We start from the raw sequence: 25,927 nt of genomic DNA on the forward strand, positions 1-25,927 counted from the left end.
AATGATAAATAAACAAGAACAAATTGAAGCTGCCGTTTTACGACGTTTATTAAAACATTTAGATGACAATAAACAAGTTCAGAATATTGAATTAATGAATCTTGCTAACTTTTGTCGTAATTGTTTGGCTAAATGGTACAGCGCAGAGGCTCAACATTTAGGTGAATCGGTGAATTATGAGCAAGCTCGTGAAATAATTTATGGTATGCCATACTCAGAATGGAAAGAAAAATATCAGGAGCCTGCAACCGCAGAGCAATTAGCTGAATTTAATAATAAAAATAAATCATAGATGGATAATTGTTAGAGTGTATTAGTTTGTTTAGCTCTTTTCTATATTAAATATTACTTTAGTCGTATTTAATATAAAGCTAAATAAACCAAATTTTAAATGATAATCAAATGTTTTATATGCTCTAAAGTTAGACTTCTACAAAAAGCTAAAATGACGTCGATTAAGGGAATTGAATGCAAAAAATAATACAGTTTGCCATAAACACTTTTTTGTTTTTCTGTTTGTCATTTGCTTATGCGGCAGAGCCTGTCCTAGATTTAGAAAAAATAAAACTCAGTGAACTCGATAATCAAGATTTATTTGCTAGTCAGGCATTCTATAGGACAAGCGAACCATTTCCAGAAAATACGGATCGTCTTTCTGATTGGCTCGTTAAATTAAAACCCCATGAAACAATCCAATTCGATGGTGATACTGTCTGGTCTGTACATCGGCTATATAATGATAGTCATTCATCCCAATGGACTGCTTATGTTTTCGGTTCAGCTGTGGAATTTATTGATTTTAAACTATACCCATTAAATACCTCTGAACGACATTTTTTTGAGCCCCAATCAGCGCAAACTGGATATTTTGCGGATCATGAAATTCCGTATCATTATACTGCTACTTTTAAGCTTGCTCCTGAAACCGAATATTTATTGGTGACCAGACTTTCAAGTGACTTCTTTTTTGCTCCATTAAAGTTGCAATTTAAGCCAAGAGAACAGTTCATTACGCAGTTCAAATTAGAAAATGCAATTATTTTATTGTGCTTTGGAATTGGTGTGGCATTGACATTATATAATCTATTTATATATATGGGGTCACGCGATAGAGTGTATTTATATTATGCTTTATTTTCTGCTAGTTGGATTTGGGGATGGGGACATACTTTTAATTTACCTGAAGAATGGTTTGGGATCCGTTACCCCGGTTTTTTGATGACTGGTTTTGTTCTATTACCTCTTTTTAATGCCTTATTTTTTATAAACTTTCTTAAAGCTCGCGATACCAACCCTATCTTATCTAAAATAGGGTTAGCAATTGGGATTATCGGACTTGCTTGTGTTCCTATTGCAATAGAATCTCCCGCGATAGGATTAATTGTCGCATCAATTGGTACTGCCGGCATGTTGATTGTTGGATTTACGCTTGGTATTAAATCTTTACTAAATGGTTTTAAGCCAGCTCGGTATTTCTTACTTGCTTATATTATGCTGCTAACTCCAAATATGGTGGGTAATTTGATGAATATGGGCGTAATTCCCAGTATGAACGTCAATATTTATCTACTGGGCTTAATTGGTAGCATGTTAGATGGATTATTATTGGCTTTTGCTATGGCTGATAATGTTCGGTTAGTAAACAAGCGTAACCGTGAGTTAAACGACAATCTCGAAGAACAAATAGCACAACGAACCAAAAAGTTAGAAAAAACAACCCAAGAATTACGAGAAGCCAATCAGGCCAAAAGTCGATTTTTAGCACAAATGAGCCATGAAATTCGGACTCCAATGAATGCAGTTATCGGTTTAAGCCAACTAGCCATGCGTACTCCGTTAAATTTTGAACAAAAAGATTATGTCAGTAAAATAGCTAGTTCTGCAGATATTTTACTTGGCATCATTAATGATGTGCTGGATTATTCAAAAATAGAAGTTGGTAAACTGAAAGTCGAAAGTATTAACTTTAATCTATCTAGGTGTATTGAACGGGCTGTGAGTTTATGTTCACTTAAAGCGGATACCAAAAATATTGAGATTATTCTCGACATTCAGCCTAATGTTCCTAAATTCATAGAGTCAGATCCGCTTAGACTTCAACAAGTTTTAGTTAATATTATTTCCAATGCTGTGAAATTCACAGACTTTGGGCATGTTAGTATTCGTGTAAATGCCAGTGAACTACAAAATGATGAATATAAGCTTGAGTTTGCGATAGTTGATACCGGTATTGGAATGACAAAAGATCAGGTTGATAAATTGTTTACTTCCTTTACCCAAGCTGATGAATCTATTACTAGAAAATATGGTGGTACAGGGCTCGGCCTCGCTATTAGTAAAGAGCTAATTCAATTACTCGGTGGTGATATTTGGGTCAATAGCAAACCTGGTGTCGGCAGTGCATTTCATTTTTATATCAATGCTAAAGCGACTCAAAAAGAAATTAACCTGGCAAAATTTAGTATCAAAGGAAAGCCTTTAAGTGTCTTGATTGTTGATGATAACCAAGTTGCTTGCGATGTTATTGCTGAGCTATTTAAGCGGCATCAAGCCAACATTAAGATTGCAAAAACAGGGATTCAAGCAATTAATGAGTTACAACAGTCTATTATAGAAAACTACCACTACGACTTAGTAATTATGGATTGGAAGATGCCTGAAATGGATGGCATTCAAGCTGCTAAAATGATTAAAAAAGAGCTCAATATTAAACATTTACCAGCAATTCTTATGGTTTCAGCGTACGATAAAGATGAAGCAAGGAAGTTAGGGAAATCAGCAGGGATCGATGCATTTATCGAAAAGCCAGTAAATGAATCTGCTTTACTAAATGCATTAACTGAATGTTTAACGCTTGATTTACTAGAGGAAGATGAAGAATGTTTTGATCAGGAGAATAAATCTAAGGTTGTTGATTTATCAAATGTGAAATTGTTATTAGTTGAAGATAATAAATTAAACCGTCAAGTTGCAGCAGGCTTTTTGCGTCATACAGGAATACAAATTGATATTGCTGAAAATGGTTTACAGGCAATCGATAAAGTACTAAATCAAACATTTGATTTAGTGTTGATGGATATCCAAATGCCCGAAATGGATGGATTAACAGCGACTCAAGAGATTAGGAATATTGAAAGATTTGCTGACTTGCCGATAATTGCAATGACAGCTCATGCAATGGAAGGGGATAAGAAACGTAGTTTAGATGCAGGTATGAATGATCACTTAACTAAGCCTGTCGATCCCAATGAACTTTATCGCTGTATTATTAAATGGGTTAATAGGGAAAAAATTAATCCAGTCATTGCTAAAGCAAAGACTAAATCTAAAATAGATAGTACAGACAGTCAGCTATTTAGTTTGCAAACAATTGGTTTATTGGATGTAGCCGATGCTTTAAATAAAATGCATGGGAAAAAAGCACTTTATATTGATTTATTGATTACTTTTATTGAAGAAAATCAAAGCCTTGTTGAAGAGTTAAAGGCGCTAAAATCGCAAGAGCAATTCAATACACTTAAACTTAAAGTTCATTCACTTAAATCAAATGCAGCTTACATAGGGGCTTCTCAATTGTCTAAAGATGCTGCCGAGGTTGAATCTTTACTTGAAGCTAATGAGCCATTTGAGTATGAGTTCCAGGCAATGTTAGAGAAACTTTCTAGTTTAGTTATAGCTTTACAAGATATTTCCCCCCAGATGCCGGATAATACTTTCACTAAAAAAGAAACCGCTATACATAAAGTATATTCATCTGATGATGTTGAAAAAATATTTGTTCAGATAAGTCTTTATCTAAAGGAATCAAACGCAAAGGTTGAAGATTATATTAGTGATTTGAAGCAGTTAGCTTTTCAGCTTGAAAATGGTGATATTGTTGAAGAGTTAATTCGTTTAATTGATGATGTAGAATATAAACAAGCCCTTAATTTAATTGAAGAAAATAAATATAATTTGCAACTATCAATGTAATTTGTGTTGATTTCGATTTTCTTTTTGTGCTTCTTTACCCACATCCATGTGTGGCAAGAGAAATGATGAACTTTATGCATGTTCTACATGCGTTTTATGTTTTGCTTCGGTATCTTGATTAACCTATAAGGCTATTTTAAAGCGATTTCTAGCTCTAAAAAGCATTGAGGTAGAACAAAAACTAGCACATAAAATGTCATTGGATTGAATCAACGTTAACCAAATATTGAACGTAGTAAACCTATCACTTGATCAATACTTTTACCGTTTTGTACTTCAGTAATAATGGATTCCCGTTTAGCTTTTAAATAAGCAGGGATATCATCACCGGCAAGCGCTCTGTCGACTAAAGCTTCAACCGACTCTTTGGTTCTGCGTCTACCGCCGGTTGAGCCGCTGGATTTGCTATTTTTTAGCGGTTTATTTTTGAGTTTTAGATAGTTTGAATTTTCGGCAGTTTGTTCATCTGCAAACATAAATAAATCAATTAAAATCGCTCGGTTTTGCCAAATTTGTTGCTCGGTTTCACCTTCTGATTGCGCTTGTTTCCACCAAGCGAACTGGCGCATAGTTAAAATTAAATCCTGCCAGTAGCCGTTAAAATCTTTATTATTAAATTTTGCAATCGCAAAACCCTGACAAATTAAATCCAAATTTTGATTAGTCAGAGCAATAAACTGATCGGGTCTGCGCATTGCTAATAAACGGGTTGCTGGAATCAAAGGGGCATCTAATTCTTGTTCACTGAAAATAGCCTGATAATCACGAACAAAGTTTTGATAATCAGTAAGGTTAACTTCACCTTCAAGTGGAATATGTTGCAAAGCTTGCTCAAAACGAGAGGCATTAAGCTGCCATAATTCGTGAAAAGGTTTGTTATTTTTAGTGGAGCAAAACCATTCACAATCAAACTGATACACACTCGGATCATGTTTGGCGGTATGTTTGCCAGCCAAACATAATAAATCTTCGTCGATCATTTCACTAAAAGCACAATTTTGTAATGTTTGGCAATGAGACAATAGCCTTAAACGCTCATCTAACGCATGTAACTGAGCTTTTTCCTGAATAAAACCGGCAAAGACTGGCCAGGGTGCAATTCTTAACATTTTTAGCTGGCTGGCACTAATTGCATTGCTTAATGTATCTTGTAATTTTTTTAATGGCGCAAATTGTTCAGGCTCTAATAAATCTAGGTTTAGATCTTGACTACACAGGCGGTAAAATTCTTCGCTCCAAGCTAAAAACTCGGTTGGTCGGTTTTCAACTTTCACAGCCATTAAATTTAAGCTGATTTCCTGAGCGTGTTTTAAAATTGTTTGATAAGTCTGGCTTTCATATTCAGACAGCGACATTTTTACTGGGGCGGCTAATAACTTTCGCATCTAACTTTAATAACTCTGTGGCTACATGGTTTTACAGGGGGCGAGATGATACGCGGTTATTTAGTATAGGCAATCTTTAAGCGATAATTTGTGTTTAAACGGTTATTTTTAAATCAGCCGACGCATTAATCAGGGAAAATGATTGTTCGTACCAGGCTAAATCGGTAAGCTAGCATGTTTTTGTAGCGGATTTTTGTATGGCAACTGTTGGTTTTGATTTTGGTACTTCTAATTGTGCATTAGGGATAATGCACTTGCAGCAACCAACTTTAATTGAGTTGGGTGAGCATGGTCGTTATATACCATCCAGTTTATATAGTGCCAGCCGAGATACCATAGTGAATTGGTTACATCAGCAATTACCGGCAGAGCAGCAAACCGAGTTTGCGCAACAAAGACGCCCAGCTCTACAAAAAGGTCAGCGTGAGTTAGCCGAACTTAAATTAGATGGGTTAGATCCTAACTTATCATTTGGCTTACAGGCATTAAAACGGTATTTAGAAGACCCTCAAGAAGGTTATTATATTAAATCCCCTAAATCTTTTTTAGGTGCCTCTGGGTTAGTTAAACCACAAATTGAATTATTTGAAGATTTAGTCGCCGCTATGATGAGCCATCTTAAAAGCTGTGCAGAATCAAGAATAACCCAATCATTAGATAATGTTGTTATTGGCAAACCGGTTAACTTTCAAGGATTAAAAGGCGATGAAAGCAATCGCCAGGCGCTTGAAATTTTAACCAAAGCAGCTAAACGGGTAGGCTTTAAACAAGTTGAATTTCAGTATGAGCCGGTGGCTGCCGGTGTTGAGTTTGAAGCCAGCTTAACTAGCCAGAAAAAAGTGCTGGTGGTTGATATTGGCGGCGGAACCAGTGATTGCTCTATGCTGCTAATGGGGCCGAATTTTGTTAATCAGCTTGATCGCAGCCAGCATATTTTAAGTCATAGCGGGCAAAGAATAGGCGGTAATGACTTTGACATTCAATTATCTTTGCATGGTTTAATGCCTCAATTTGGTTTAAATGAAATCTTTAAAACGGGCAAACCTATGCCTAGAAAAGCCTTTAGCGACGCAGTCGAAATCAATAATATTGTTGCTCAAACGTATTTTTATAGTGCGGAAAATGCCCGTTATTTGGCACAATTGGGCAGAGACGCTGCTGCGCCGCAAATCATTGCCAGACTACAAGCGGTTCAAAAACAAAAATTAAGTCATCAACTTGTTAATTTGGCTGAATTGGCCAAAATTGAATTAACTGAACATGATAAGCACTCAGTTGATTTATCTTTTATCGAAACGGATTTGTTTGAAACTTTATCGCAGGATGATTTAGCACAAGCTAATCAGAGAAATTTAACCGCCGTTGGTGAGTTAATTAACGAAGCGATTTTACAAGCTGGTTGTCAGCCTGATATTGTATTTGTGACCGGCGGCAGTGCAAAATCGCCTGTGCTGAGCCAATATATTCAAAGTCAGTGCCCGGCAGAAACCGAATTAGTGATTGGCGATTATTTTGGCAGTGTAGCCTCTGGATTAACCCGCTGGGCAGAACGAATTTATACTCTGTAGAATAGAGCTATATGGGTCTGATTATGTCATTTGAAACTCTGCACCAACAAATATTAGCCTGTCGGCATTGTCAGGCGCAGCTAACACCAAATCCAGTTTTGCAGATTAACCCCAAAGCTAAAATTTTAATTGCCGGACAAGCGCCGGGCAGAGTGGCAGATAAAGCCAATAAACCGTTTGCGGATGCCAGTGGTAAAAGATTAAAACAATGGCTGGGGATCAATGATGATGTTTTTTATGATCCAGCTCAAATCGCTATTTTACCTATGGCTTTTTGTTTTCCCGGCAGTGGCAAATCAGGTGATTTAGCGCCGCCAAAAATTTGTGCTCAGCTCTGGCGAGAAAAAGTGTTAGCCTACTTAACTGAGGTTAAATTAACCATAGTGCTGGGTCAATATGCTCGTGCTTACCACCTTGGTAAAAATAAACTTAATTTGACTCAAGCGGTTGCCGAGCAAAATTTAACAACAGATAAAACTATTTTATTGCCTCATCCAAGCCCACGAAATCAGCACTGGTTTAAACAAAATACGTGGTTTGAAAGCGATTTATTACCACAATTGCAGGCACAAGTTAAACAACTTATCTAAATTGTTTTGATTAAGATTAAATACTCAACCGTTAAATCTACCGATAACTGATCATTTTTGCGTTTACATTTGGTATTATATACCTTAGCTATTTTTCTTTTTAATTATTGATCAGGAATATTAATGACAACTAACGCAGTGCATTCTTCCCTCATTCAACAGTTACAAGCTATTGTTGGTGTTAAGTCTACCATTACCGATGAGGCCAAAATGCAGCCTTATTGTAAGGGTTTTCGTTTTGGTTCTGGTAGTGCGTTAGCTGTGATTAGACCGACTTCTTTACTTGCTATTTGGCAAGCGTTAAAAGCATGTGTTGAAGCCGATGTTATCGTGATTATGCAGGCCGCTAATACTGGCTTAACGGGTGGCTCTACGCCAGACGGTAAAGATTATGATCGGCCAATCGTGATTATCAGCACTATGCTTATCAGCGACATTCAATTAATTGATAATGCTAAACAAATAGTGGGTTTAGCGGGTGCAACTTTATTTGGTTTAGAAGACGTATTAAAACCTTATGGTCGTGAACCACACTCAGTAATAGGCTCATCTTGTATTGGTGCTTCTATTGTGGGGGGGATTTGTAATAACTCTGGGGGCGCTTTGGTTCAGCGTGGGCCGGCTTATACTGAATTATCTTTGTTTGCACAAATTGATGAGCAAGGCCGACTATCTTTAGTGAATAATTTAGGTATTCACTTAGGCGATACTCCAGAAGAAATCCTGACTAATTTACAAAATAAAAATTATTCTGAGTCAAATATTGAATACGGTAAATTACGTGCATCCGATAATGAATATCATGAACGAGTACGTGAAATTGATGCCGATACGCCATCGCGCTTTAATAACGATGGTCGTCGTTTGTATGAAGCGTCTGGCTGTGCCGGTAAGCTCGCTGTATTTGCCGTTCGTTTAGATACTTTCCCAATTCCTGAAAAGTATCAGGTATTTTATATTGGTACTAACGATGCGAATGTACTCGGAAAAATTCGCCGTGATATGTTATCAACTTTTAAAAACTTACCTGTTTCGGGAGAGTATTTACACCGCGACTGCTACGATGCTTCTAAAAAGTATGGTAAAGATACCTTTTTAGTTATCAATAAATTAGGTTCAAAGTTTATTCCAAAAATGTTTGCGATGAAGCGCAGCGTTGATCGCATTGCCGAGAAATTTTCATTTTTGCCTTCCAAATTTTCTGATCGGGTGATGCAATATTTAAGTTACTTGTGGCCAAACCATCTACCAAAAAGAATGGAGGCTTATCGGGCGCAGTATGACCATCATTGGATTGTTGAAATGAGTGGTGAAGGTGTTGATGAAGCCAGAGCTTATTTCACCAAGTTTTTTAAAGAGCATGATGGTAATTATTTTGAGTGTACTAAAGATGAAGGTGAAAAAGCGATTTTACACCGCTTTGTCGCCGGTGGCGCAATAGGTCGGATGCATGCAATGCGCTCGCATGAGTTGGGTGCTGTCATGACAATTGATGTGGCATTTCCGCGTAATGAAAAAGAATGGTTTGAGCGTTTACCAAAAGAGCTAGACGATCAAATTGCAGTTAAGTTGTATTACGGTCACTTATTTTGTCACGTGATGCATCAAAACTATATTATGAAGAAGGGTGTTGATGCTAAAGCAGTTAAGCAGAAAATACTTGAAACATTTGATGAGCGTGGAGCAGAGTACCCAGCAGAACATAATGTTGGTCACGAATATTTTGCCAAAGATGCACTTAAATCTTTCTACAAAAAGTTAGATCCTACTAACTCATTTAATCCAGGGATCGGCAAAACCAGTAAATGTAAGCACTGGCATTAATCTATTACGCATTTCTATTGCACTCTGGCCCATCAGAGTGCAATAGAGCTAAATCAATATAAATAGCTTTTAGCCCAGCCTTTCAGGAGCCTCACAGACAGCCCACTTATGTGTTGTATCATTTTTAAATGCAATGATACGCCTTGAATTGAGCTGTATGTGATGGCTCTGATACTCGTAATTTATATTGATTTAGCTCTACATATAAAATATCGTTTTGATAAATGACGACATTTTTATTTATTCTGTTAAATTATCACTAAACTGCTGAATTAGTTTCAACTATCTTTCCACTTAATTTTTGTTTCGTCTGAATTAATTGTTTAACTGAGTTAAAGAGATAAATGACCATTGAATTGATCTACAAGTTTATTTTTGCTGCCTCTTTATTAACCCTGTTATGTGTAATCGCCAGTGTGTTTACACGTAAAATTGGCGCTCCTCTTTTACTTATTTTTTTAATTCTGGGCATGCTGGCAGGGGAAGATGGTCCAGGTGGAATCAAGTTTAATGATTTTAATCTGGCGTTTTTATTTGGCAATTTAGCACTGGCGGTCATTATTTTTGATGGTGGATTAGGCACACGCAAAGATACATTCCGAGTGAGTTTAAAACCTGCGTTATCTTTAGCCACACTAGGAGTATTGGTCACGGCAGGTTTAACAGGCTATGCAGCACATTTAATTTTAGGTTTGCCGTGGCAGGAAGGCTTGTTAATTGGCGCCATTGTGGGGTCAACCGATGCCGCAGCGGTATTTGGATTATTACGCAATGCCGGTTTAGAACTCAAAGAGCGCGCTGGAGCTACACTTGAGATAGAGTCTGGGTCAAACGATCCTATGGCGATTTTTTTAACCGTCACCCTTGTCCAAATTTTGCAATTAAATACCAGCGATGGGTTAGGCTGGACATTGTTTAGTGAGTTAGCCAGACAAATGGGATTAGGTTTAGCGATTGGCTTTACTGGCGGCTTTTTATTAACCCAATTGCTAAAACGCTTAACTTTATCAGCCTCTTTATTACCTATATTAGCGTTAACGGGCGGACTCAGTTTATTTGGGTTAACCGCTTTATGGGATGGCAGCGGCTTTTTAGCCATTTTTATCGCAGGGGTGATGATAGGCAATACCTCTTTACCGCATAGCAATGATATTCACCGTTTTCACGACGGCATTGCATGGTTAAGCCAAATTGGTATGTTTTTAATGCTGGGGTTATTAATTACCCCAAGTAATATGCTGCCTATTATTATTCCGGCCATTAGTATTGCTTTTGTTTTAATTTTTATTGCTCGTCCGCTTGCGGTAGTTTTATCTTTATTACCTTTTCGTTTTCCGTGGCGAGAACAAGTTTTTTTAAGCTGGTGCGGTTTACGTGGGGCAGTACCTATTATTCTTGCTTTATTTCCGTCATTAGCCGGACTTGAGCATACTCAAACATATTTTGAATTAGTCTTTTTTGTGGTGCTTATCTCACTGGTATTACAAGGCTGGACAATTGCGCCCATGGCCAGATGGTTAAAATTAGAATTACCACCAACCGCCAAGGAGCCGGAATATTTATATTTACCAATTAAAAGTGATGAAGATAAAGAGTTATTACTATATCAAGTCACTCAGGATTGCAGTGCGCTGGGCGTTTCTGCCAGTTTTATTCCATTAACCGAAGGCGCTCAGCTTGTCGGAATTATGCGAAGAGGCGTTTTAATTGATAACCCAACTGAGCAAATATTGGCTGAAAATGATCAAGTGATCTTTTTATCTGGTTCTAGCGCAAAAACGATACTCAACCGTACATTTGGATTAGTGACGGTATCACCATCTTTTGAGTCCAATTACTTTTTTGGTGAATTTACTTTATTCCCGCAAACCAAACTGATTGATGTAGCTCAGGCTTATGGGGTTCAAATTGAAGATAAATACTTGGATATGACTCTGAATGAGTTTATGACTGCTCAATTCCACGGCCGCCCAGTCATTGGTGACAATATTCAATTAGGCACAATTAAAATTATGGTAAAAGAAATGGAAGACGGCAATATTAAATCTGTTGGTTTAAAGTTATAAATATTAAGAGTATCAGGCAGCTAAACAACGTAACAATATGGAGTATCATTTTATTAGTTTAGATTTTATCCGACAGGGGATAAGGCACTCTCCGAATATTTACAAATTTGATTACGCCCATTATTTTTAGCTTGATACAAAGCTTTGTCCGCTCGGCTTAAAGCATTTTCGATCATCTTATCATTATTTTCTACTGCTGAAATACCCAAGCTTACGGTAAAGCTTAATATATCCCCAGATGCTAAAGCTAGCTGACTTTTTTCTACCTGATAACGAATCTTTTCTGCTATTTGACTTGCTTGTCTTTGATCGCAGTCAGTTAACAATAATACAAATTCTTCTCCACCATACCGGGCGACTAGATCTTGTTTTCGAACACTTGATTTTAAAATATTCGCAAAATGAATGATGACTTTATCTCCAGTTTGATGTCCATAAGTATCATTAATGCGTTTGAAATTATCAATATCAACTATGATGACTGAAACGGTTTGCTTATCTTGTCGACACTTTTGAACAAGTTGGCAGGCATTGTCATTAAAATATCTGCGATTGAACAATTGTGTCATTGAGTCAGTTGCAGCTTGATATTTTAACTCTTCTTGAGAGGCTTTTAATTTTTCCAGAAGTTTTATCCGATAAGATAAAATAAAAGCAAGCATTAAAGCCTCTAAAGCAATGCCGATTCCTACGCCATAGCAAGTAATATACATAAAATCAGCCAAACCTTTGTAATACAATACTGCCATTACATTAAAGCCAATAAATAGCGAGTGGCCGATTAAAAATAGTTTTGCTAAAGGGTTACCTTTACGCAAAATCGAAATACAGACTGACAAGGTTAATAACATCATCAAGGCTGCAATTGAGCTGGCAGGTTCAAGTGCGGCTTTTATATCGATTAAACCATAAATAAAATCAGCTACCAATATAATCATTAAACCCATTAAAACTTTATGTTCTGTTGGGTATTTATGTTTACTTTCAAAAATTGAAATCATAAATAGAATTAAAAATATTGGCATTGTTATCAGTGTGATATGCAGTTTCATCACAGCATCACCATACAAACCAAAAAAATTAGCCAATAACCCGTAAGATAATGCAATCCAAATCGTTCCAGAGATCAAATACAAGCTGTAAAGAATATTTTCTCTTTTGCGGGATGATACATATAACAAAAAGTTATAGAGCATTAAGGCAAATAAAATACCGACTAGTATGGCAATGTCATTTTGGTTACCAACTAAAGCACGCTTTGAAGATTCGGTATCTAAAATAGATAAGGTAAACCATTGGTGAGAGTATGAAACCGTGTTTATATAAAAAGTATTTTGTGAACCAGCTTTGATTATAAAAGGGTAAATTGCAGTGCCACCGTACATGCTTTGGTAATCATTCGGGTTATCTAAATCAATTAATAATGAATTAATTAAAATCCCGTTATTTTCTTGGTAAAACTCTATTTTGTGGTTGTGATATGCATAAGGATGATGCAAATTCAAAGCTAAATTCTGCTGTGTTGTATTTTGGATAACTACTTTTGACCAAGTTGTTTTGGCTTTTGTACCTAAAGCTAGTTTATTAGTTGATGGTGTAAAAGTTTGTTGTTTAATGGACTCAAAGGGCATTCTGCCCGTTTGATCAATGTAGTAACTCATTGAAAAATCAGTAAGGCTAATTTTATCGGAGGTTAATTCAATATCTGGTTTAGCAATAGCATCCCATCTAAAGCAGAACAAAATAATTAATATTGAAAATAAACGAGTAACTATATACACAATTAATATCTCAGGTGTTGATAGCTAAACTGAGCTATCCTTAGCGAATCTTAAATATAAAGCCCCTTATAGTAGTCGAATTTAATTATAACATCTAAAAATAAATTGATTTAAGTCAAATAATTTAGATTTAGAGGTAAGTTTAGCGCTTGATATTTTTTGATTTAATACCATTTATTAACTAACTGATAGAATCAACTTAGGTTTAGCTGATTAGGTTATTTGATAAGGTATTAAGATCATGAGATTAGACAGATTAACCAGCCAATTTCAATTAGCAATTTCTGATGCTCAGTCGCTCGCATTAGGTCGCGACCACCAATATATTGAACCAACTCATTTAATGTATGCCCTGATTAATCAGGATTCAGGTACGGTTCGTAGTTTGTTAAATCAAGCCGGTTGTACAATCGCTTCGCTGCGCTCTCAATTATCTGAAGCTTTAGATAAATATCCGAAAGTTGAAGGCGTTGGTGGTGATGTACAGCTGTCTCGCACTATGGTTAGTTTATTAAATTTATCTGATAAGTTAGCGCAAAAACGAAAAGATAAATATATCTCATCTGAACTCTTTGTTTTAGCTGCACTTGAGCAACAAGGCGAACTTGGCAAAATGCTTGAAAAGCTTGGGCTAAACCGAGCTAAATTAGAAGCCGCGATTGAGCAGGTACGTGGTGGTCAAAATGTGGATGACCCTAACGCCGAAGAAAAACGTCAAGCACTTGAAAAATATACTCAGGATTTAACAGCAAAAGCTGAACAAGGCAAACTTGATCCTGTAATTGGGCGAGATGATGAAATTCGTCGCACCGTGCAGGTTTTACAGCGCCGGACTAAAAATAATCCGGTATTAATTGGTGAACCAGGGGTTGGTAAAACCGCGATTGTTGAAGGGTTAGCTCAGCGAATTATTAACGGTGAAGTACCAGAAGGATTAAAAAACAAACGCGTACTTTCACTTGATATGGGCTCACTGATTGCGGGTGCTAAATATCGGGGTGAATTTGAAGAGCGTTTAAAAGCTGTTTTAAATGAATTGGCCAAAGAAGAAGGTCAGGTCATTTTATTTATTGATGAATTGCATACTATGGTTGGCGCTGGTAAAGGGGATGGCGCAATGGATGCGGGGAATATGCTAAAACCTGCATTAGCACGTGGGGAACTGCATTGTGTTGGCGCAACTACTTTAGATGAGTATCGTCAGTTTATTGAAAAAGATGCAGCGCTTGAACGCCGTTTTCAAAAAGTATTAGTTGATCAACCCAGTGTTGAAGACACCATTGCGATTTTACGTGGCTTAAAAGAACGTTATGAGCTGCATCATTCAGTTGAAATTACTGATCCTGCAATTGTGGCGGCGGCTTCTTTATCACACAGGTATATTGCAGATCGTCAATTACCGGATAAAGCCATTGATTTAATTGATGAAGCTGCCTCTAGCATTCGGATGCAAATTGACTCTAAACCAGAGGAACTGGACAGATTAGAGCGGCGCAGTATTCAGTTAAAATTGGAACAGCAAGCACTGCAAAAAGAGCGTGATGATGCCAGTAAAAAACGATTAGCAACACTGGAAGAAGAGCTTGAAACCATTACTCGTAAATACAGTGATTTAGAAGAAATCTGGAATGCTGAAAAAGCAGCATTACAGGGCACACAAAATATTAAAGCGGAATTAGAGCAAGCTAGATTAGATATGGATATTGCTAAACGCGCTGGGGATTTAAGCCGAATGTCGGAACTGCAATACGGTAAAATTCCGGCTTTGGAGCGTCAATTAGATTTAGCCGTGCAAGCTGAAATGCAGGATATGAGTTTGCTCAAACACAGAGTCACAGACGAAGAGATAGCCGAAGTTTTATCACGCTGGACAGGAATCCCTGTTTCCAAAATGCTTGAAGGGGAACGTGAAAAACTGCTAAAAATGGAAGAGGGCATTCATCAGCGGGTGGTTGGCCAAAACGAAGCGGTTAAAGCGGTTGCCGATGCCATTCGCCGTTCTCGTGCAGGGTTATCTGATCCAAATAAACCGATTGGCTCGTTTTTATTTTTAGGCCCAACTGGGGTTGGTAAAACCGAGCTATGTAAGTCGCTTGCTAACTTTTTATTTGATTCAGACAGCGCTATGGTGCGTATTGATATGTCGGAATTTATGGAAAAACATTCAGTATCACGGTTATTAGGTGCACCTCCCGGTTATGTTGGTTATGAAGAAGGCGGGTACTTAACTGAAGCGGTTCGCCGTAAACCTTATTCAGTTATTTTGTTAGATGAAGTTGAAAAAGCGCATCCTGATGTTTTTAATATTTTATTGCAATTATTGGATGATGGCCGTTTAACGGATGGACAAGGCAGAACTGTTGATTTTAAAAACACGGTTGTCATTATGACCTCTAACTTAGGATCGGATGTGATTCAGGAACTAACTCAGGCTGGTCATGCTGATCAGGTGAAATCTGCTGTGCTTGAAGTTGTTGCCCAGCATTTCCGGCCAGAATTTATTAACCGGATTGACGAAACTGTGGTATTTCATCCGCTGGCGCAAGACCATATTCAGCGAATTGCTTCTATCCAGTTACAACAATTGGCAAATCGTTTGGCCGAACGGGGATATGGCTTTGAAGTCTCCGACAATGCGTTGGCTAAATTAGCTCAAGCAGGGTTTGATCCGGTTTTTGGGGCGCGTCCGCTTAAACGTGCAATTCAGCAAGAAGTTGAAAATCCGTTAGCGCAGTCGATTTTAGCTGGCGAGCTTCCAACCGAAAAAACCATTGTTGTTGATGAAAAAGATGATAAATTAGTATTTAAAACTAAATAAGTTAGAGTACAATTCTAACCACTCAAATGATAAGGTTTCTTTTGGTGACAAAAGAAACCTTTATTTTTAAGGAATTTCCGTAGTTTTATGACAGATTCAAACGAGACTCAAAAACACCCGAGTAAAGGGATATATTTATTACCCAATATTTTGACGACAGCGGGTTTATTTTCAGGTTTTTATGCCATTATCGCCTCTATGAACAATCATTTTGAAAGCGCGGCAGTGGCTATTTTTATTGCAATGATTTTTGATGCGCTGGATGGTCGGGTAGCTCGTATGACCAACACCCAAAGTGCTTTTGGCGCAGAATATGACAGCATGGCAGATATGGTCTCGTTTGGTATTGCACCTGCACTGGTTGCTTATAACTGGGCACTGGGTGATTTAGGTAAAATTGGTTGGTTAGCCGCGTTTATTTATGCTGCTGCTGCTGCTTTACGTTTAGCCCGATTTAATACAACTGTTGGCACAGCCGATAAACGCTATTTTACCGGTTTAGCCAGCCCAGCCGCTGCTGCTATTGTAAGTGGTATGGTGTGGTTAGGCGCAGATTATGAATTTAATCCAGATACTTTTGGGGTATTTGCCATGATTATTACTGCATTAAGTGGTTTATTAATGGTGAGTAATTTCAGATATAGCTCGTTTAAAGAAATTAAATGGAAAGAGCGAGTGCCATTTATTGCTATTTTATTAATGGTGTTGGTATTTGTGATTGTTGCGTTTGAGCCTGCATTAGTTTTATTCAGTATTTTTTCTTTGTATGCTTTATCCGGCCCAATTTTAACGTATCGCGGTGTTAAAGAAATTAAAGCCAAAAATTCAGACTCTGAATAACAAAAACGTCTAATTAGTTTCGCTTTAAATTAGTTTCGCTTTAAACGGCCAGTCAAGATAATTGACTGGCCGTTTTTGTTTGTGTTGATGGGCAAAGGTTGAGTATTTGTTAATAACATGCATAATCGACCTGTTGCACTCAAAACTTAGCATTTGCAAAGGAAATTAAATCAAATGAAATCAAAAAAAATAATCGTGGCAGGTACAGCACTGGCTTCAGTTTTTATGTTTGCTGGCTGCAATTCACAAAACAATAATACGTCTAACGAAACACAGGCAAATCAAACTCAAACCAGCGAATGGATTAGTTTATTTAATGGTAAAGATTTAACGGGCTGGAAAATTAAATTTAAAGGCCATCCGCTAGGTGAAAATTATTTAGATACTTTTGGTGTTAAAGACGGGAAATTAACGGTTTCTTACGATAATTACAGCCAATTTGATAATAAATTTGGTCATATTTTTTATGACCATGCTTTCTCTAATTACATTATTAAACTTGAATACCGTTTTATTGGTGAGCAGGTTTATGGTGGCGCGGCTTGGGCTTTTCGTAATAATGGCATTATGTTGCATAGTCAGGCACCCGAAACTATGGCGCTTGAACAGGACTTTCCGCGTTCAATCGAGGTTCAGCTATTAGGCGCTTATGATGACCAAAAACCAAGAACCACTGCCAATATTTGTACCCCATCCACCAATGTTGTTATCAATAAAAAATTGGTTACCGATCACTGTATTAACTCAACGGGTAAAGCCTTGCCGTTAAACGAGTGGGTGCAAGCCGAAATTGAAGTACATGGCAGTGAAAAAATTATTCACCGAATTAACGGAGAAGTGGTATTTGAATATGAGCAGCCACAATTTGAACCTAATAGCAGTGAAGCAAAAGGGTTAGATAATTTATTAATCAATAAAGGGTATATTTCACTACAGGCTGAATCTCATCCTACTGAATTTAGAAATATCATGTTAAAACAACTCTAAAGCAGCTGGCGGATGGCTCGCATTTACAAGTGACTTGAGTATAATACCGCGACTTTTATTACAATGGTTTTAATATGAAATTTGCATTAGGTATTGAATATGACGGGGCTTTGTATTCGGGCTGGCAGCGCCAGCAGAATGTGCCAAGTGTTCAGCAAGCGCTAGAAGAAGCTTTATCACGAGTTTTTAATAGCCCAATTGTTGTCACTTGTGCTGGCAGAACCGATTCCGGTGTTCATGCAACTTCGCAAGTGGTTCATTTTGAAACGGATATTACGCGGGAAATGCGTGCTTTAACTTTAGGGGTTAATGCAAATTTGCCCGCAGATATTGCAGTTAAATGGGCCAAACAGGTAGATCAAGCTTTTGATGCCCGTTTTTCAGCAACCGCCCGCCGATACCGCTACATTATATACAATCATGCATTAAGACCTGCTATTTTACCTCAAGGCATTACCCATTATTATCATGCATTAGATGCTCAAAAAATGCATCAGGCAGCGCAGGCTTTGGTTGGCGAGCAAGATTTTACCTCATTTAGAGCGTCTCATTGCCAATCAAATACACCTTATCGTAATTTACATCAAATTAGTGTTAACCGAGTTGGCCATTATGTGGTGATTGATGTCACTGCAAATGCCTTTTTACATCACATGGTACGCAATATTACCGGCTCATTAATTGAGATAGGCAAAGGTGAACAGCCAGTTACTTGGATTCAAACATTATTGGATGCAAAAGACAGAACTTTAGCTGCTCCAACGGCGAAACCAAATGGGCTTTATTTGGTGAGAGTATTTTATCCTGAGCAGTGGGGCATTCCACTAGAACCGATGGGACCAGTTTTTTTACCTGAATCTTTAACGGTTTAAATACTAACTTACTGGTCTGATGAGTTATTTTTTAATAATCATAATTTATAAAAACCAGCTAAAACTTATCTGTGATGATGCAGGTTTTAGTTAAAATATGTTTCAGTTTATGATTTAATGTGCGCCATTAAGGGTTTATCGATTTTTTGTATAAACAAATTTTTCTATTTCAAATAGTATCCCGAGATTATCAATGAGTTGGATTGAAAAAATATTACCAAAACCAAATTCAAACAAAAAAAGCAATGTGCCGGAAGGTGTTTGGGTTAAGTGTTCTGATTGTCAGTCTGTTTTATATCGTGCCGAAGTAGAACAGCAACAAAATGTTTGTCCTAAGTGTAATCACCACATGCGAATTTCTGCCCGCGCTCGATTAGAGGCATTTTTGGATAGCGCCAATCGCAGTGAACTAGGGTCAGATCTAGAGCCTCAGGATAAATTAAAATTTAAAGATTCAAAAAAATATAAAGACAGAATCACGGCTGCCCAAAAAAGCACAGGTGAAAAAGATGCATTAATTGCGTTTCGTGGCACTGTAAAAGGTGTACCTGTGGTGGCGGTTGCTTTTGAATTCTCATTTATGGGCGGTTCAATGGGTTCTGTAGTGGGTGCTCGTTTTATTAAAGCGGTTGAAACCTGTTTAGAGCATAACTTACCGTTAATTTGTTTTTCTGCCTCTGGCGGTGCGCGTATGCAAGAAGCGTTAATGTCATTAATGCAAATGGCAAAAACCAGCGCCGGTTTAGCAAAAATGCAAGAGCAGGGCTTACCTTATATTTCAGTATTAACTGACCCAACTATGGGTGGGGTGTCAGCCAGTTTTGCAATGTTAGGCGATGTTAATGTGGCGGAGCCAAAAGCATTAATTGGTTTTGCTGGTCCTCGCGTTATTGAACAAACCGTTCGTGAAAAGCTACCGGAAGGTTTCCAGCGTAGTGAGTTTTTACTTAAAAAAGGTGCAATCGACATGATTATTGATCGACGCCAGATGCGTGATAAATTAGCACGTATTATCACTAAGTTGATGAATTTACCCTCGATTGAGCAAATTTAATGGTAACAACCCCTGCAACGGCAGATTTTGATAATCTGCCTGCCTGGTTATCTCACTTAGAATCGCTTCATCCTAAAGATATTGAATTAGGCTTGGAGCGAGTTCAGTCAGTTTATAATCAGTTAGCGCTGAACTTTTCCTCATCTAAAGTTATCTTAATTGCCGGTACTAACGGTAAAGGCACCAGTTGTCATTTAATGCAACAAATTTTAACTGCGCACGGTTATTCGGTTGGTTGTTATAACTCACCTCATATCAGTGACTATCGTGAGCGAGTTACATTAAATACCGATTGGTTTTCTGAACAGCAACATTGCCAAGCATTTGCTGCGATTGAACAAGCCAGAGGCGAAACCCCGCTTACTTATTTTGAATTTGGCACTTTAGCCGCAATTTATTTATTGGCTCAGGCAAAACCGGATTTTATTTTGCTGGAGGTCGGTTTAGGCGGGCGTTTAGATGCAACCAATATTGTTGAGCCGGATTTATCTGTTATCACCACAATTGATTTAGATCATCAGGATTGGTTAGGCACAAACCGTGAAGTCATCGGCTTTGAAAAAGCAGGGATTTTTAGAACCAAAGGTTTGGCGGTTTGTGGCGATTTAAATCCACCGGATACAGTTAAACAACAAGCACTTGAAAAACAATTAAATATTGTCTGGCAACAGCAGGATTTTCATTATCAGGTTGAGGCCGACACTTGGTCGTGGCAAGGCCAAAAAAGTGAATTTAATCACTGTATTAAGCCTAATATGCCTTTGCAAAATGCCAGTACAGTGTTAGCTTGTTTTGAACAATTAAATATCCGTTTAAATACGGATACGGTTAATCAGTGTTTTAAAAGCTTTCAGTTGGCCGGTCGCTGGCAGCAAATTGCGCATTCGCCAAATGTGATTATTGATGTTGCGCATAACCCTGAATCTATTCGTTTTATGCGTGAAAAACTAAACCAAACGCAATGCTCTGGTAAAAAAATAGCTGTGTTTGGGATGTTAAAAGACAAAGATATTAAAACGGTTGTTGAAAGCATTAAAGACAGTTTTGAGCTTTGGTTATTGGCAGACATTAACCAACCACGAGGCGCTAAAGCGACAGATTTAGCCGAATATTTACCAAAAAATGCTCAGGTTGAATGTTTTGGCTCAATTGAGCAAGCTTATCAAGCTGCCCAGCAACAGGCGTCAGCGGATGATTTAATTGTTGTATTTGGCTCTTTTTGGGTGATCACAGATATTTTGACGGATTAAACGCAATGGCAAGTACCTTTCAGAATCGTTTAGTAGGCAGCATAGTTTTTATCGCATTAATTGTGATTTTTTTGCCGGATTTATTAGACGGTAAAAAAAGTGAATATTCAGATCAATTTGAAACCATTCCAAATAAGCCGCAGGTAAAAGCGATTCCGATTGCACCGGATTTTCCTCAAGCTGAATATGATCAGCAAATGGCACAAGCGCAACAGCCGCTTGAAGATGAACAACCTATGGATCATTTGCTTGAAAATGCTGAGCAAATTCCACCTAATCAAGCCAAATTGATTGAAGACAAAAAACCAGAACAAACTACCGAACCAGAAACTATCCCGAGCCAAATAAGCGAACCAGAGCAAAGCGCTCAAGCTCAAAATAATCAATCTGAGCAATTTAAGCAAAATGCATGGGTGATTCAGTTAGGCAGTTTTGGTAATAAAAAAAATGTTGAAAGCTTAGTCGATAAGCTAAAACGCGAAGGTTATCTGGTATTTACGCAAGCAGTTAATACTTCAAATGGTCAGTTGACCAAAGTTTTTATTGGTCCAGAACTTGATCAAAATAAGTTACAAAACATGCTGCCAGAACTTAAAAAGCTAACAAACCTCAAAGGTAAGTTAGTTAATTATCAACCGGCTCAATAATGATTGGCATTATAGGTCTGGGATCTGGTAGAATTCGCCCGCATATTTTAGCATGAAGATTGATATGGTCTGGATCGATTACGCGATTATTGGTTTGATCAGTATTTCAACACTGGTCAGTTTAGTCAGAGGCTTTGTTCGCGAAGCTATGTCTCTGGTGGTATGGATCGCGGCATTTTTTATCGCAAGTACGTTTTATCTCGACTTTGCGACCTTTTTGACAAACATTGAAGATGTCATGCTTCGTAACGCAGCGGCCATTGCAATTTTGTTTATTGTCACCATTATCTTAGGGTCGATTGCTAATTATTTAATTTCTCAGCTGGTTCAAAAAACAGGCCTTTCCGGCACCGACAGAGTTTTAGGCTTAGTTTTTGGTGCGCTCAGAGGCGTGTTAATTGTGGCAGCTATACTTTTCTTTATGGACGCTTTTACCCCTGCGGCAAGTGCACAGTGGTGGAGTGATTCAGTTCTAATTCCTGAGTTTAAGATTGTGATTGAATGGTTTTTTGAATATATGAAAAACACATCAAGCTTTCTTAAAGATATTAAACCTGTATAAGAGGTAGATAATCCATGTGCGGTGTTGTTGGCATAGTTGCTCATTCTCCGGTTAATCAAGCTTTATACGATGCATTGACAGTATTGCAGCATCGTGGACAAGACGCAGCCGGAATCATGACCATAAATAACGGTATGTTCAAATTGAGAAAAGCCAATGGCTTGGTTCGAGATGTATTTGAACAAAAACATATGGACAGACTGGCAGGTAATTGGGGCATAGGGCATGTGCGTTACCCAACTGCGGGTACTTCTACTTCGGCTGAAGCCCAACCTTTTTATACTAATTCGCCTTTTGGTATTGCACTTGCGCATAATGGTAACTTAACCAATGCCGAGGAGCTGAAAGAAAATTTAAAAAGCGAAGCCAGACGCCACGTAAATACCTCTTCTGATTCTGAGTTATTAATGAACTGGTTTGCGCATGAATTATGCGAATCCTGTAATTGGGATTTAACGCCGCAGGATGTATTTAGTGCTGTGACTAAGTTACATGCTAAAGCACGTGGTGCCTATGCGGTTGTTGCTTCAATTGTTGGTTATGGCATTGTTGCATTTCGTGATGTATATGGGATTCGCCCACTGGTTTTAGGTAAGCGTGAAACTGAGCAAGGCAATGAATACATGGTTGCGTCTGAAAGTGTTGCGATTGATGCTGTTGGTTTTAAATTTGTGCGCGACGTTGAGCCGGGTGAAGCGATTTATATTACTAAAGAAGGTGAGCTTTATAGCCAGCAATGTTCAGATCAAGCTCAGTTAACTCCTTGTTTATTTGAATATGTTTATTTCGCTCGCCCAGATTCGACTATAGATAATGTATCTGTGTATGCAACTCGTGTGCGTATGGGTAAAAAGCTTGGTGAAAAAATCAAACGTGTTTGGCATGATCTAGATATTGATGTTGTGATCCCAATTCCTGAAACTAGCTGTGATATTGCGGTTGAAATTGCCAGCACATTAGATGTGCCTTATCGCCAAGGTTTTGTGAAAAACCGTTATATTGGCCGTACTTTTATTATGCCGGGGCAGCAGCAAAGACGTAAATCAGTACGCCGTAAACTCAATGCGATTTCATCTGAGTTTAAAGGTAAAAACGTATTATTAGTTGATGATTCAGTGGTACGCGGTACAACCTCTGAGCAAATTATTGAAATGGCGCGTGAAGCCGGTGCTAAAAATGTTTATTTTGCATCTGCTGCACCAGAAGTTCGTTTCCCTAACGTATATGGTATTGATATGCCAAGTGCGAATGAATTAATTGCTTATGGCCGTGAAGTGGACGAAATTTGCCAGTTAATTAAAGCCGATGGTTTAATTTTCCAAGATTTACCCGACTTAATTGAAGCGGTTAAAGAAGGCAACCCAAGCATTACTCAGTTTGAAAGCTCGGTATTTAACGGCGAATATGTGACGAAAGACGTTGATCAAGCTTATTTAGATCACCTAGACGCACTTCGCAGTGATTCAGCTAAAGAAAAAGATAATGCAAACCAAAGCTCAAGTTTGGATATTCATAACTTTAGTTAAGCTTTGTTTTAGGGTGCTTGCTTTGAGCACACAACACAAGTTAATTTGATTTAAACGCCGCTTTTTAGCGGCGTTTGTGTTTTTATATAACCGTGCCACCTCTGGTTAGTTAGATAAATTAAGGAAAGATAAGTGTTTGAACAAATTTTATTATTTATAGTGAGTTTATTTGCTAATACTTTATCTTCATTAGCCGGTGGCGGCGCGGGTCTATTACAATTACCAGCGCTGATTTTTTTAGGCTTACCTTTTTCTATTGCGTTGGGCACACACAAAATCGCGTCTGTTGCGTTAGGGTTAGGCGCATCAATTAAGCATTTAAAACATGGTCAGTTTGAATCGGCTTTGCTGCTCACTTTATTATTAAGTGCGATTCCGGGCGTGATTTTAGGCGCTAATGTTATTTTAAATATACCGCCAACCATTGCGATGTCTGCTTTGGGCACATTAACCATAGCGCTTGGAATTTATTCTATTTTAAAGCCGGATTTAGGGTTGGATGATACACCTAAGCACAGAAACTTAGCCGGTTATATCAGTGGCGGATTGGGGTTATTTTTGATTGCAGTATTAAATGGTTCATTAACTTCCGGCACGGGTTTATTTGTGACGATTTGGCTGATTCATTGGTTTGGGATGAGTTATGGCAGAGCTGTATCATATACTCTGATCATGGTTGGTATTTTGTGGAATGGGATGGGCGCGGTGACTTTAGCTATGTTGACAGAAATTAAGTGGGACTGGTTACCTGCATTAATTTTAGGCTCACTCATTGGGGGTTATTTAGGCGCTTATTTAGTGATTGCGAAAGGCAATAAATTGGTTAAACGCGCATTTGAAGCAATGACCATTCTGGCCGGGATTGCTTTATGGTATAAAGCTTTAATCTAGTTGTATTTCCATTTGATTTTGAATGGGTGTAGTTTGCCATTTATGGTGTTTAAAGTGGCTGGCGTAAAACGGGCTAAAGCCCGAACTACAATGTGATTTGAAGTGTTCAGAGCGATACTAGCCAAATTAATGGGCTTTAAATGCAGCTAAAAAACAGGATATTTTTAGATGGAAGCAATGAAACTGGGTTTATCCAAACCGGCAATCGACAGAATCAATCAAAGTTTTGCTCAAATTACTGATTTTGATCAGCTTAAATTTGAACAACTGAGTTTAAATGGGTTAGAGCAGTTAGAGCTCAAAGACAGAGTTTTACATTTTATTGGCGCACTTAATCAATGTTTACCGCAAGATTTTGAACAAACGGCTGCTATTTTGCTAAAACTTCCACCAATTTGGCAGCAAACAGCAGAGCAATATCAAGATAGTATTCACCCAATGTTTGCCGCTTGGCCGATTATTGATTATGTCGCTGTTTATGGGTTAAATCATCCCGACATTTCACTGAATGTATTAAAAACATTAACGCCTTTATTTAGCGCTGAATTTGCTATCCGTCCTTTTATTCAACGCTATCCGCAGTTGTGTTTAAGTTATTTTAATCATTGGGTGAAAGACGACAGCGAGCATGTTCGCCGTTTGGTTTCTGAAGGCACACGCCCTTTATTACCGTGGGGAATTCGCTTAACTCAGTTTGTTGACGATCCAACACCTAATCTAGCTTTATTAAATGCGCTCAAAGCCGATCCTAGTTTATATGTTCGCCGCTCGGTGGCGAATCATTTAAATGATATTGCTAAACACGATTCTGACTTAGTTATGCAAATTTGCAGTGACTGGTATCAAAACGCGGATGAGAATACGCTTTGGTTAATCAAACATGCTTGCCGTGGTCTGATTAAAGCAGGGCATAGCGAAGCCTTTAAATTGTTAGGTTTTACTGACAATCCACAAGTAAAATTAAGTCAACTTGAGCTTAGTCAAAATACAATTAAAACTGGCGAAAGTTTAAGCTTTAATTTTTCAATTAACTCAGAATCAGCACAAACTCAGCAACTTGTCATTGATTATAAACTGTATTTTATGCGCGCAAACGGCAAACAAAATGGCAAAGTATTTAAACTTAAAAACTTAACTATTCAGCCAGAACAAAGCCTAAATATAAATAAAAGCCATTCGTTTAAACCTGTTACTACCCGTAAATATTATCCCGGTGAACATAAATTAGAAATTATGGTGAATGGGGTGGTGATGCAAATGGCTGAATTTGAGTTGGTTTAGATGATAAAAAAAT

At 37.9% G+C, this 25,927-nt stretch carries 19 protein-coding genes; 17 read left to right on the forward strand and 2 right to left on the reverse strand.

Features of this window, described 5'->3' with window-relative positions; translation table 11 throughout:
- The first annotated feature begins 1 nt into the window (after position 1).
- Positions 2–292 carry a DUF1244 domain-containing protein gene (locus N7931_RS08485; protein ID WP_410369346.1) on the forward strand — a complete coding sequence of 97 codons (291 nt, stop codon included), beginning with the start codon at positions 2–4 and terminating at the stop codon, positions 290–292.
- A gap of 176 nt (positions 293–468) precedes the next feature.
- Positions 469–3,972, forward strand: coding sequence for a response regulator (locus N7931_RS08490; protein ID WP_262793365.1), 3,504 nt, complete (start codon positions 469–471; stop codon positions 3,970–3,972).
- A 215-nt stretch (positions 3,973–4,187) separates the two neighbouring features.
- Here the strand turns inward: N7931_RS08490 and N7931_RS08495 are convergent, their stop codons facing one another.
- Positions 4,188–5,357 carry a hypothetical protein gene (locus tag N7931_RS08495; protein ID WP_262793367.1) on the reverse strand — a complete coding sequence of 390 codons (1,170 nt, stop codon included), beginning with the start codon at positions 5,355–5,357 and terminating at the stop codon, positions 4,188–4,190.
- Positions 5,358–5,554: 197 nt separating this feature from the next.
- Here N7931_RS08495 and yegD point away from each other — a divergent pair, with 197 nt between their 5' ends.
- The 4 genes from yegD to N7931_RS08515 all read left to right on the forward strand — a co-directional run bounded on the left by yegD (position 5,555) and on the right by N7931_RS08515 (position 11,405).
- Positions 5,555–6,925 (forward strand): molecular chaperone, encoded by a 1,371-nt coding sequence (yegD, locus tag N7931_RS08500; RefSeq protein ID WP_262793368.1) that lies wholly within the window; start codon positions 5,555–5,557, stop codon positions 6,923–6,925.
- A 23-nt stretch (positions 6,926–6,948) separates the two neighbouring features.
- The gene (locus N7931_RS08505; RefSeq protein WP_262793369.1) at positions 6,949–7,515 is read left to right on the forward strand and encodes a uracil-DNA glycosylase family protein; all 567 of its coding nucleotides are present in this window, start codon (positions 6,949–6,951) and stop codon (positions 7,513–7,515) included.
- 123 nt (positions 7,516–7,638) lie between these two features.
- A complete protein-coding gene (dld, locus tag N7931_RS08510) occupies positions 7,639–9,339 on the forward strand; it encodes a D-lactate dehydrogenase (protein ID WP_262793370.1) in 1,701 nt (566 codons plus the stop codon).
- Between the two features lie 344 nt (positions 9,340–9,683).
- Complete coding sequence (locus tag N7931_RS08515) at positions 9,684–11,405, forward strand: potassium/proton antiporter (RefSeq protein WP_262793371.1); 1,722 nt, start codon at positions 9,684–9,686, stop codon at positions 11,403–11,405.
- 65 nt (positions 11,406–11,470) lie between these two features.
- Here the strand turns inward: N7931_RS08515 and N7931_RS08520 are convergent, their stop codons facing one another.
- Positions 11,471–13,186, reverse strand: a complete 1,716-nt coding sequence (locus N7931_RS08520; protein ID WP_262793372.1) for a diguanylate cyclase — start codon at positions 13,184–13,186, stop codon at positions 11,471–11,473.
- A 241-nt stretch (positions 13,187–13,427) separates the two neighbouring features.
- On the opposite strand from N7931_RS08520, the gene clpB reads away from it, so the two are divergent.
- The 11 genes from clpB to N7931_RS08575 all read left to right on the forward strand — a co-directional run bounded on the left by clpB (position 13,428) and on the right by N7931_RS08575 (position 25,914).
- Complete coding sequence (gene clpB / locus N7931_RS08525; protein ID WP_262793373.1) at positions 13,428–16,004, forward strand: ATP-dependent chaperone ClpB; 2,577 nt, start codon at positions 13,428–13,430, stop codon at positions 16,002–16,004.
- 87 nt (positions 16,005–16,091) lie between these two features.
- Positions 16,092–16,844: a CDP-diacylglycerol--serine O-phosphatidyltransferase gene (gene pssA, locus N7931_RS08530; protein WP_262793375.1), complete on the forward strand. Its 753-nt coding sequence runs from the start codon at positions 16,092–16,094 to the stop codon at positions 16,842–16,844.
- Positions 16,845–17,018: 174 nt separating this feature from the next.
- Complete coding sequence (locus tag N7931_RS08535; protein ID WP_262793376.1) at positions 17,019–17,831, forward strand: DUF1080 domain-containing protein; 813 nt, start codon at positions 17,019–17,021, stop codon at positions 17,829–17,831.
- A gap of 74 nt (positions 17,832–17,905) precedes the next feature.
- Positions 17,906–18,703, forward strand: a complete 798-nt coding sequence (gene truA / locus N7931_RS08540) for a tRNA pseudouridine(38-40) synthase TruA (RefSeq protein ID WP_262793377.1) — start codon at positions 17,906–17,908, stop codon at positions 18,701–18,703.
- Positions 18,704–18,896: 193 nt separating this feature from the next.
- Positions 18,897–19,757: an acetyl-CoA carboxylase, carboxyltransferase subunit beta gene (accD, locus tag N7931_RS08545; RefSeq protein WP_262793378.1), complete on the forward strand. Its 861-nt coding sequence runs from the start codon at positions 18,897–18,899 to the stop codon at positions 19,755–19,757.
- Entirely contained in the window at positions 19,757–21,007 is a 1,251-nt protein-coding gene (folC, locus tag N7931_RS08550; protein ID WP_262793380.1) for a bifunctional tetrahydrofolate synthase/dihydrofolate synthase, read from the forward strand. Before accD ends, folC begins: the two co-directional genes overlap by 1 nt.
- Positions 21,008–21,012: 5 nt before the next feature.
- Complete coding sequence (locus N7931_RS08555) at positions 21,013–21,654, forward strand: SPOR domain-containing protein (RefSeq protein ID WP_262793381.1); 642 nt, start codon at positions 21,013–21,015, stop codon at positions 21,652–21,654.
- A 64-nt stretch (positions 21,655–21,718) separates the two neighbouring features.
- Complete coding sequence (locus N7931_RS08560; RefSeq protein ID WP_262793442.1) at positions 21,719–22,216, forward strand: CvpA family protein; 498 nt, start codon at positions 21,719–21,721, stop codon at positions 22,214–22,216.
- Between the two features lie 14 nt (positions 22,217–22,230).
- The gene (purF, locus tag N7931_RS08565; protein WP_262793383.1) at positions 22,231–23,742 is read left to right on the forward strand and encodes an amidophosphoribosyltransferase; all 1,512 of its coding nucleotides are present in this window, start codon (positions 22,231–22,233) and stop codon (positions 23,740–23,742) included.
- Positions 23,743–23,874: 132 nt separating this feature from the next.
- Entirely contained in the window at positions 23,875–24,633 is a 759-nt protein-coding gene (locus tag N7931_RS08570; RefSeq protein ID WP_262793385.1) for a sulfite exporter TauE/SafE family protein, read from the forward strand.
- A 168-nt stretch (positions 24,634–24,801) separates the two neighbouring features.
- The gene (locus N7931_RS08575) at positions 24,802–25,914 is read left to right on the forward strand and encodes a DNA alkylation repair protein (protein WP_262793386.1); all 1,113 of its coding nucleotides are present in this window, start codon (positions 24,802–24,804) and stop codon (positions 25,912–25,914) included.
- Positions 25,915–25,927 lie beyond the last annotated feature (13 nt).

It is taken from the genome of Catenovulum sp. 2E275, from assembly GCF_025515275.1.
Classification (GTDB): Bacteria; Pseudomonadota; Gammaproteobacteria; order Enterobacterales; family Alteromonadaceae; genus Catenovulum.

What these genes read in the sequence shown, in the direction of transcription:
- N7931_RS08485 (WP_410369346.1), top strand. Translation starts at nt 2, where the DNA reads ATGATAAATAAACAAGAACAAATTGAAGCTGCCGTTTTACGACGTTTA.
- N7931_RS08490 (WP_262793365.1), top strand. Translation starts at nt 469, where the DNA reads ATGCAAAAAATAATACAGTTTGCCATAAACACTTTTTTGTTTTTCTGT.
- N7931_RS08495 (WP_262793367.1), bottom strand. Translation starts at nt 5,357, where the DNA reads ATGCGAAAGTTATTAGCCGCCCCAGTAAAAATGTCGCTGTCTGAATAT.
- yegD (WP_262793368.1), top strand. Translation starts at nt 5,555, where the DNA reads ATGGCAACTGTTGGTTTTGATTTTGGTACTTCTAATTGTGCATTAGGG.
- N7931_RS08505 (WP_262793369.1), top strand. Translation starts at nt 6,949, where the DNA reads ATGTCATTTGAAACTCTGCACCAACAAATATTAGCCTGTCGGCATTGT.
- dld (WP_262793370.1), top strand. Translation starts at nt 7,639, where the DNA reads ATGACAACTAACGCAGTGCATTCTTCCCTCATTCAACAGTTACAAGCT.
- N7931_RS08515 (WP_262793371.1), top strand. Translation starts at nt 9,684, where the DNA reads ATGACCATTGAATTGATCTACAAGTTTATTTTTGCTGCCTCTTTATTA.
- clpB (WP_262793373.1), top strand. Translation starts at nt 13,428, where the DNA reads ATGAGATTAGACAGATTAACCAGCCAATTTCAATTAGCAATTTCTGAT.
- pssA (WP_262793375.1), top strand. Translation starts at nt 16,092, where the DNA reads ATGACAGATTCAAACGAGACTCAAAAACACCCGAGTAAAGGGATATAT.
- N7931_RS08535 (WP_262793376.1), top strand. Translation starts at nt 17,019, where the DNA reads ATGAAATCAAAAAAAATAATCGTGGCAGGTACAGCACTGGCTTCAGTT.
- truA (WP_262793377.1), top strand. Translation starts at nt 17,906, where the DNA reads ATGAAATTTGCATTAGGTATTGAATATGACGGGGCTTTGTATTCGGGC.
- accD (WP_262793378.1), top strand. Translation starts at nt 18,897, where the DNA reads ATGAGTTGGATTGAAAAAATATTACCAAAACCAAATTCAAACAAAAAA.
- folC (WP_262793380.1), top strand. Translation starts at nt 19,757, where the DNA reads ATGGTAACAACCCCTGCAACGGCAGATTTTGATAATCTGCCTGCCTGG.
- N7931_RS08555 (WP_262793381.1), top strand. Translation starts at nt 21,013, where the DNA reads ATGGCAAGTACCTTTCAGAATCGTTTAGTAGGCAGCATAGTTTTTATC.
- N7931_RS08560 (WP_262793442.1), top strand. Translation starts at nt 21,719, where the DNA reads ATGGTCTGGATCGATTACGCGATTATTGGTTTGATCAGTATTTCAACA.
- purF (WP_262793383.1), top strand. Translation starts at nt 22,231, where the DNA reads ATGTGCGGTGTTGTTGGCATAGTTGCTCATTCTCCGGTTAATCAAGCT.
- N7931_RS08575 (WP_262793386.1), top strand. Translation starts at nt 24,802, where the DNA reads ATGGAAGCAATGAAACTGGGTTTATCCAAACCGGCAATCGACAGAATC.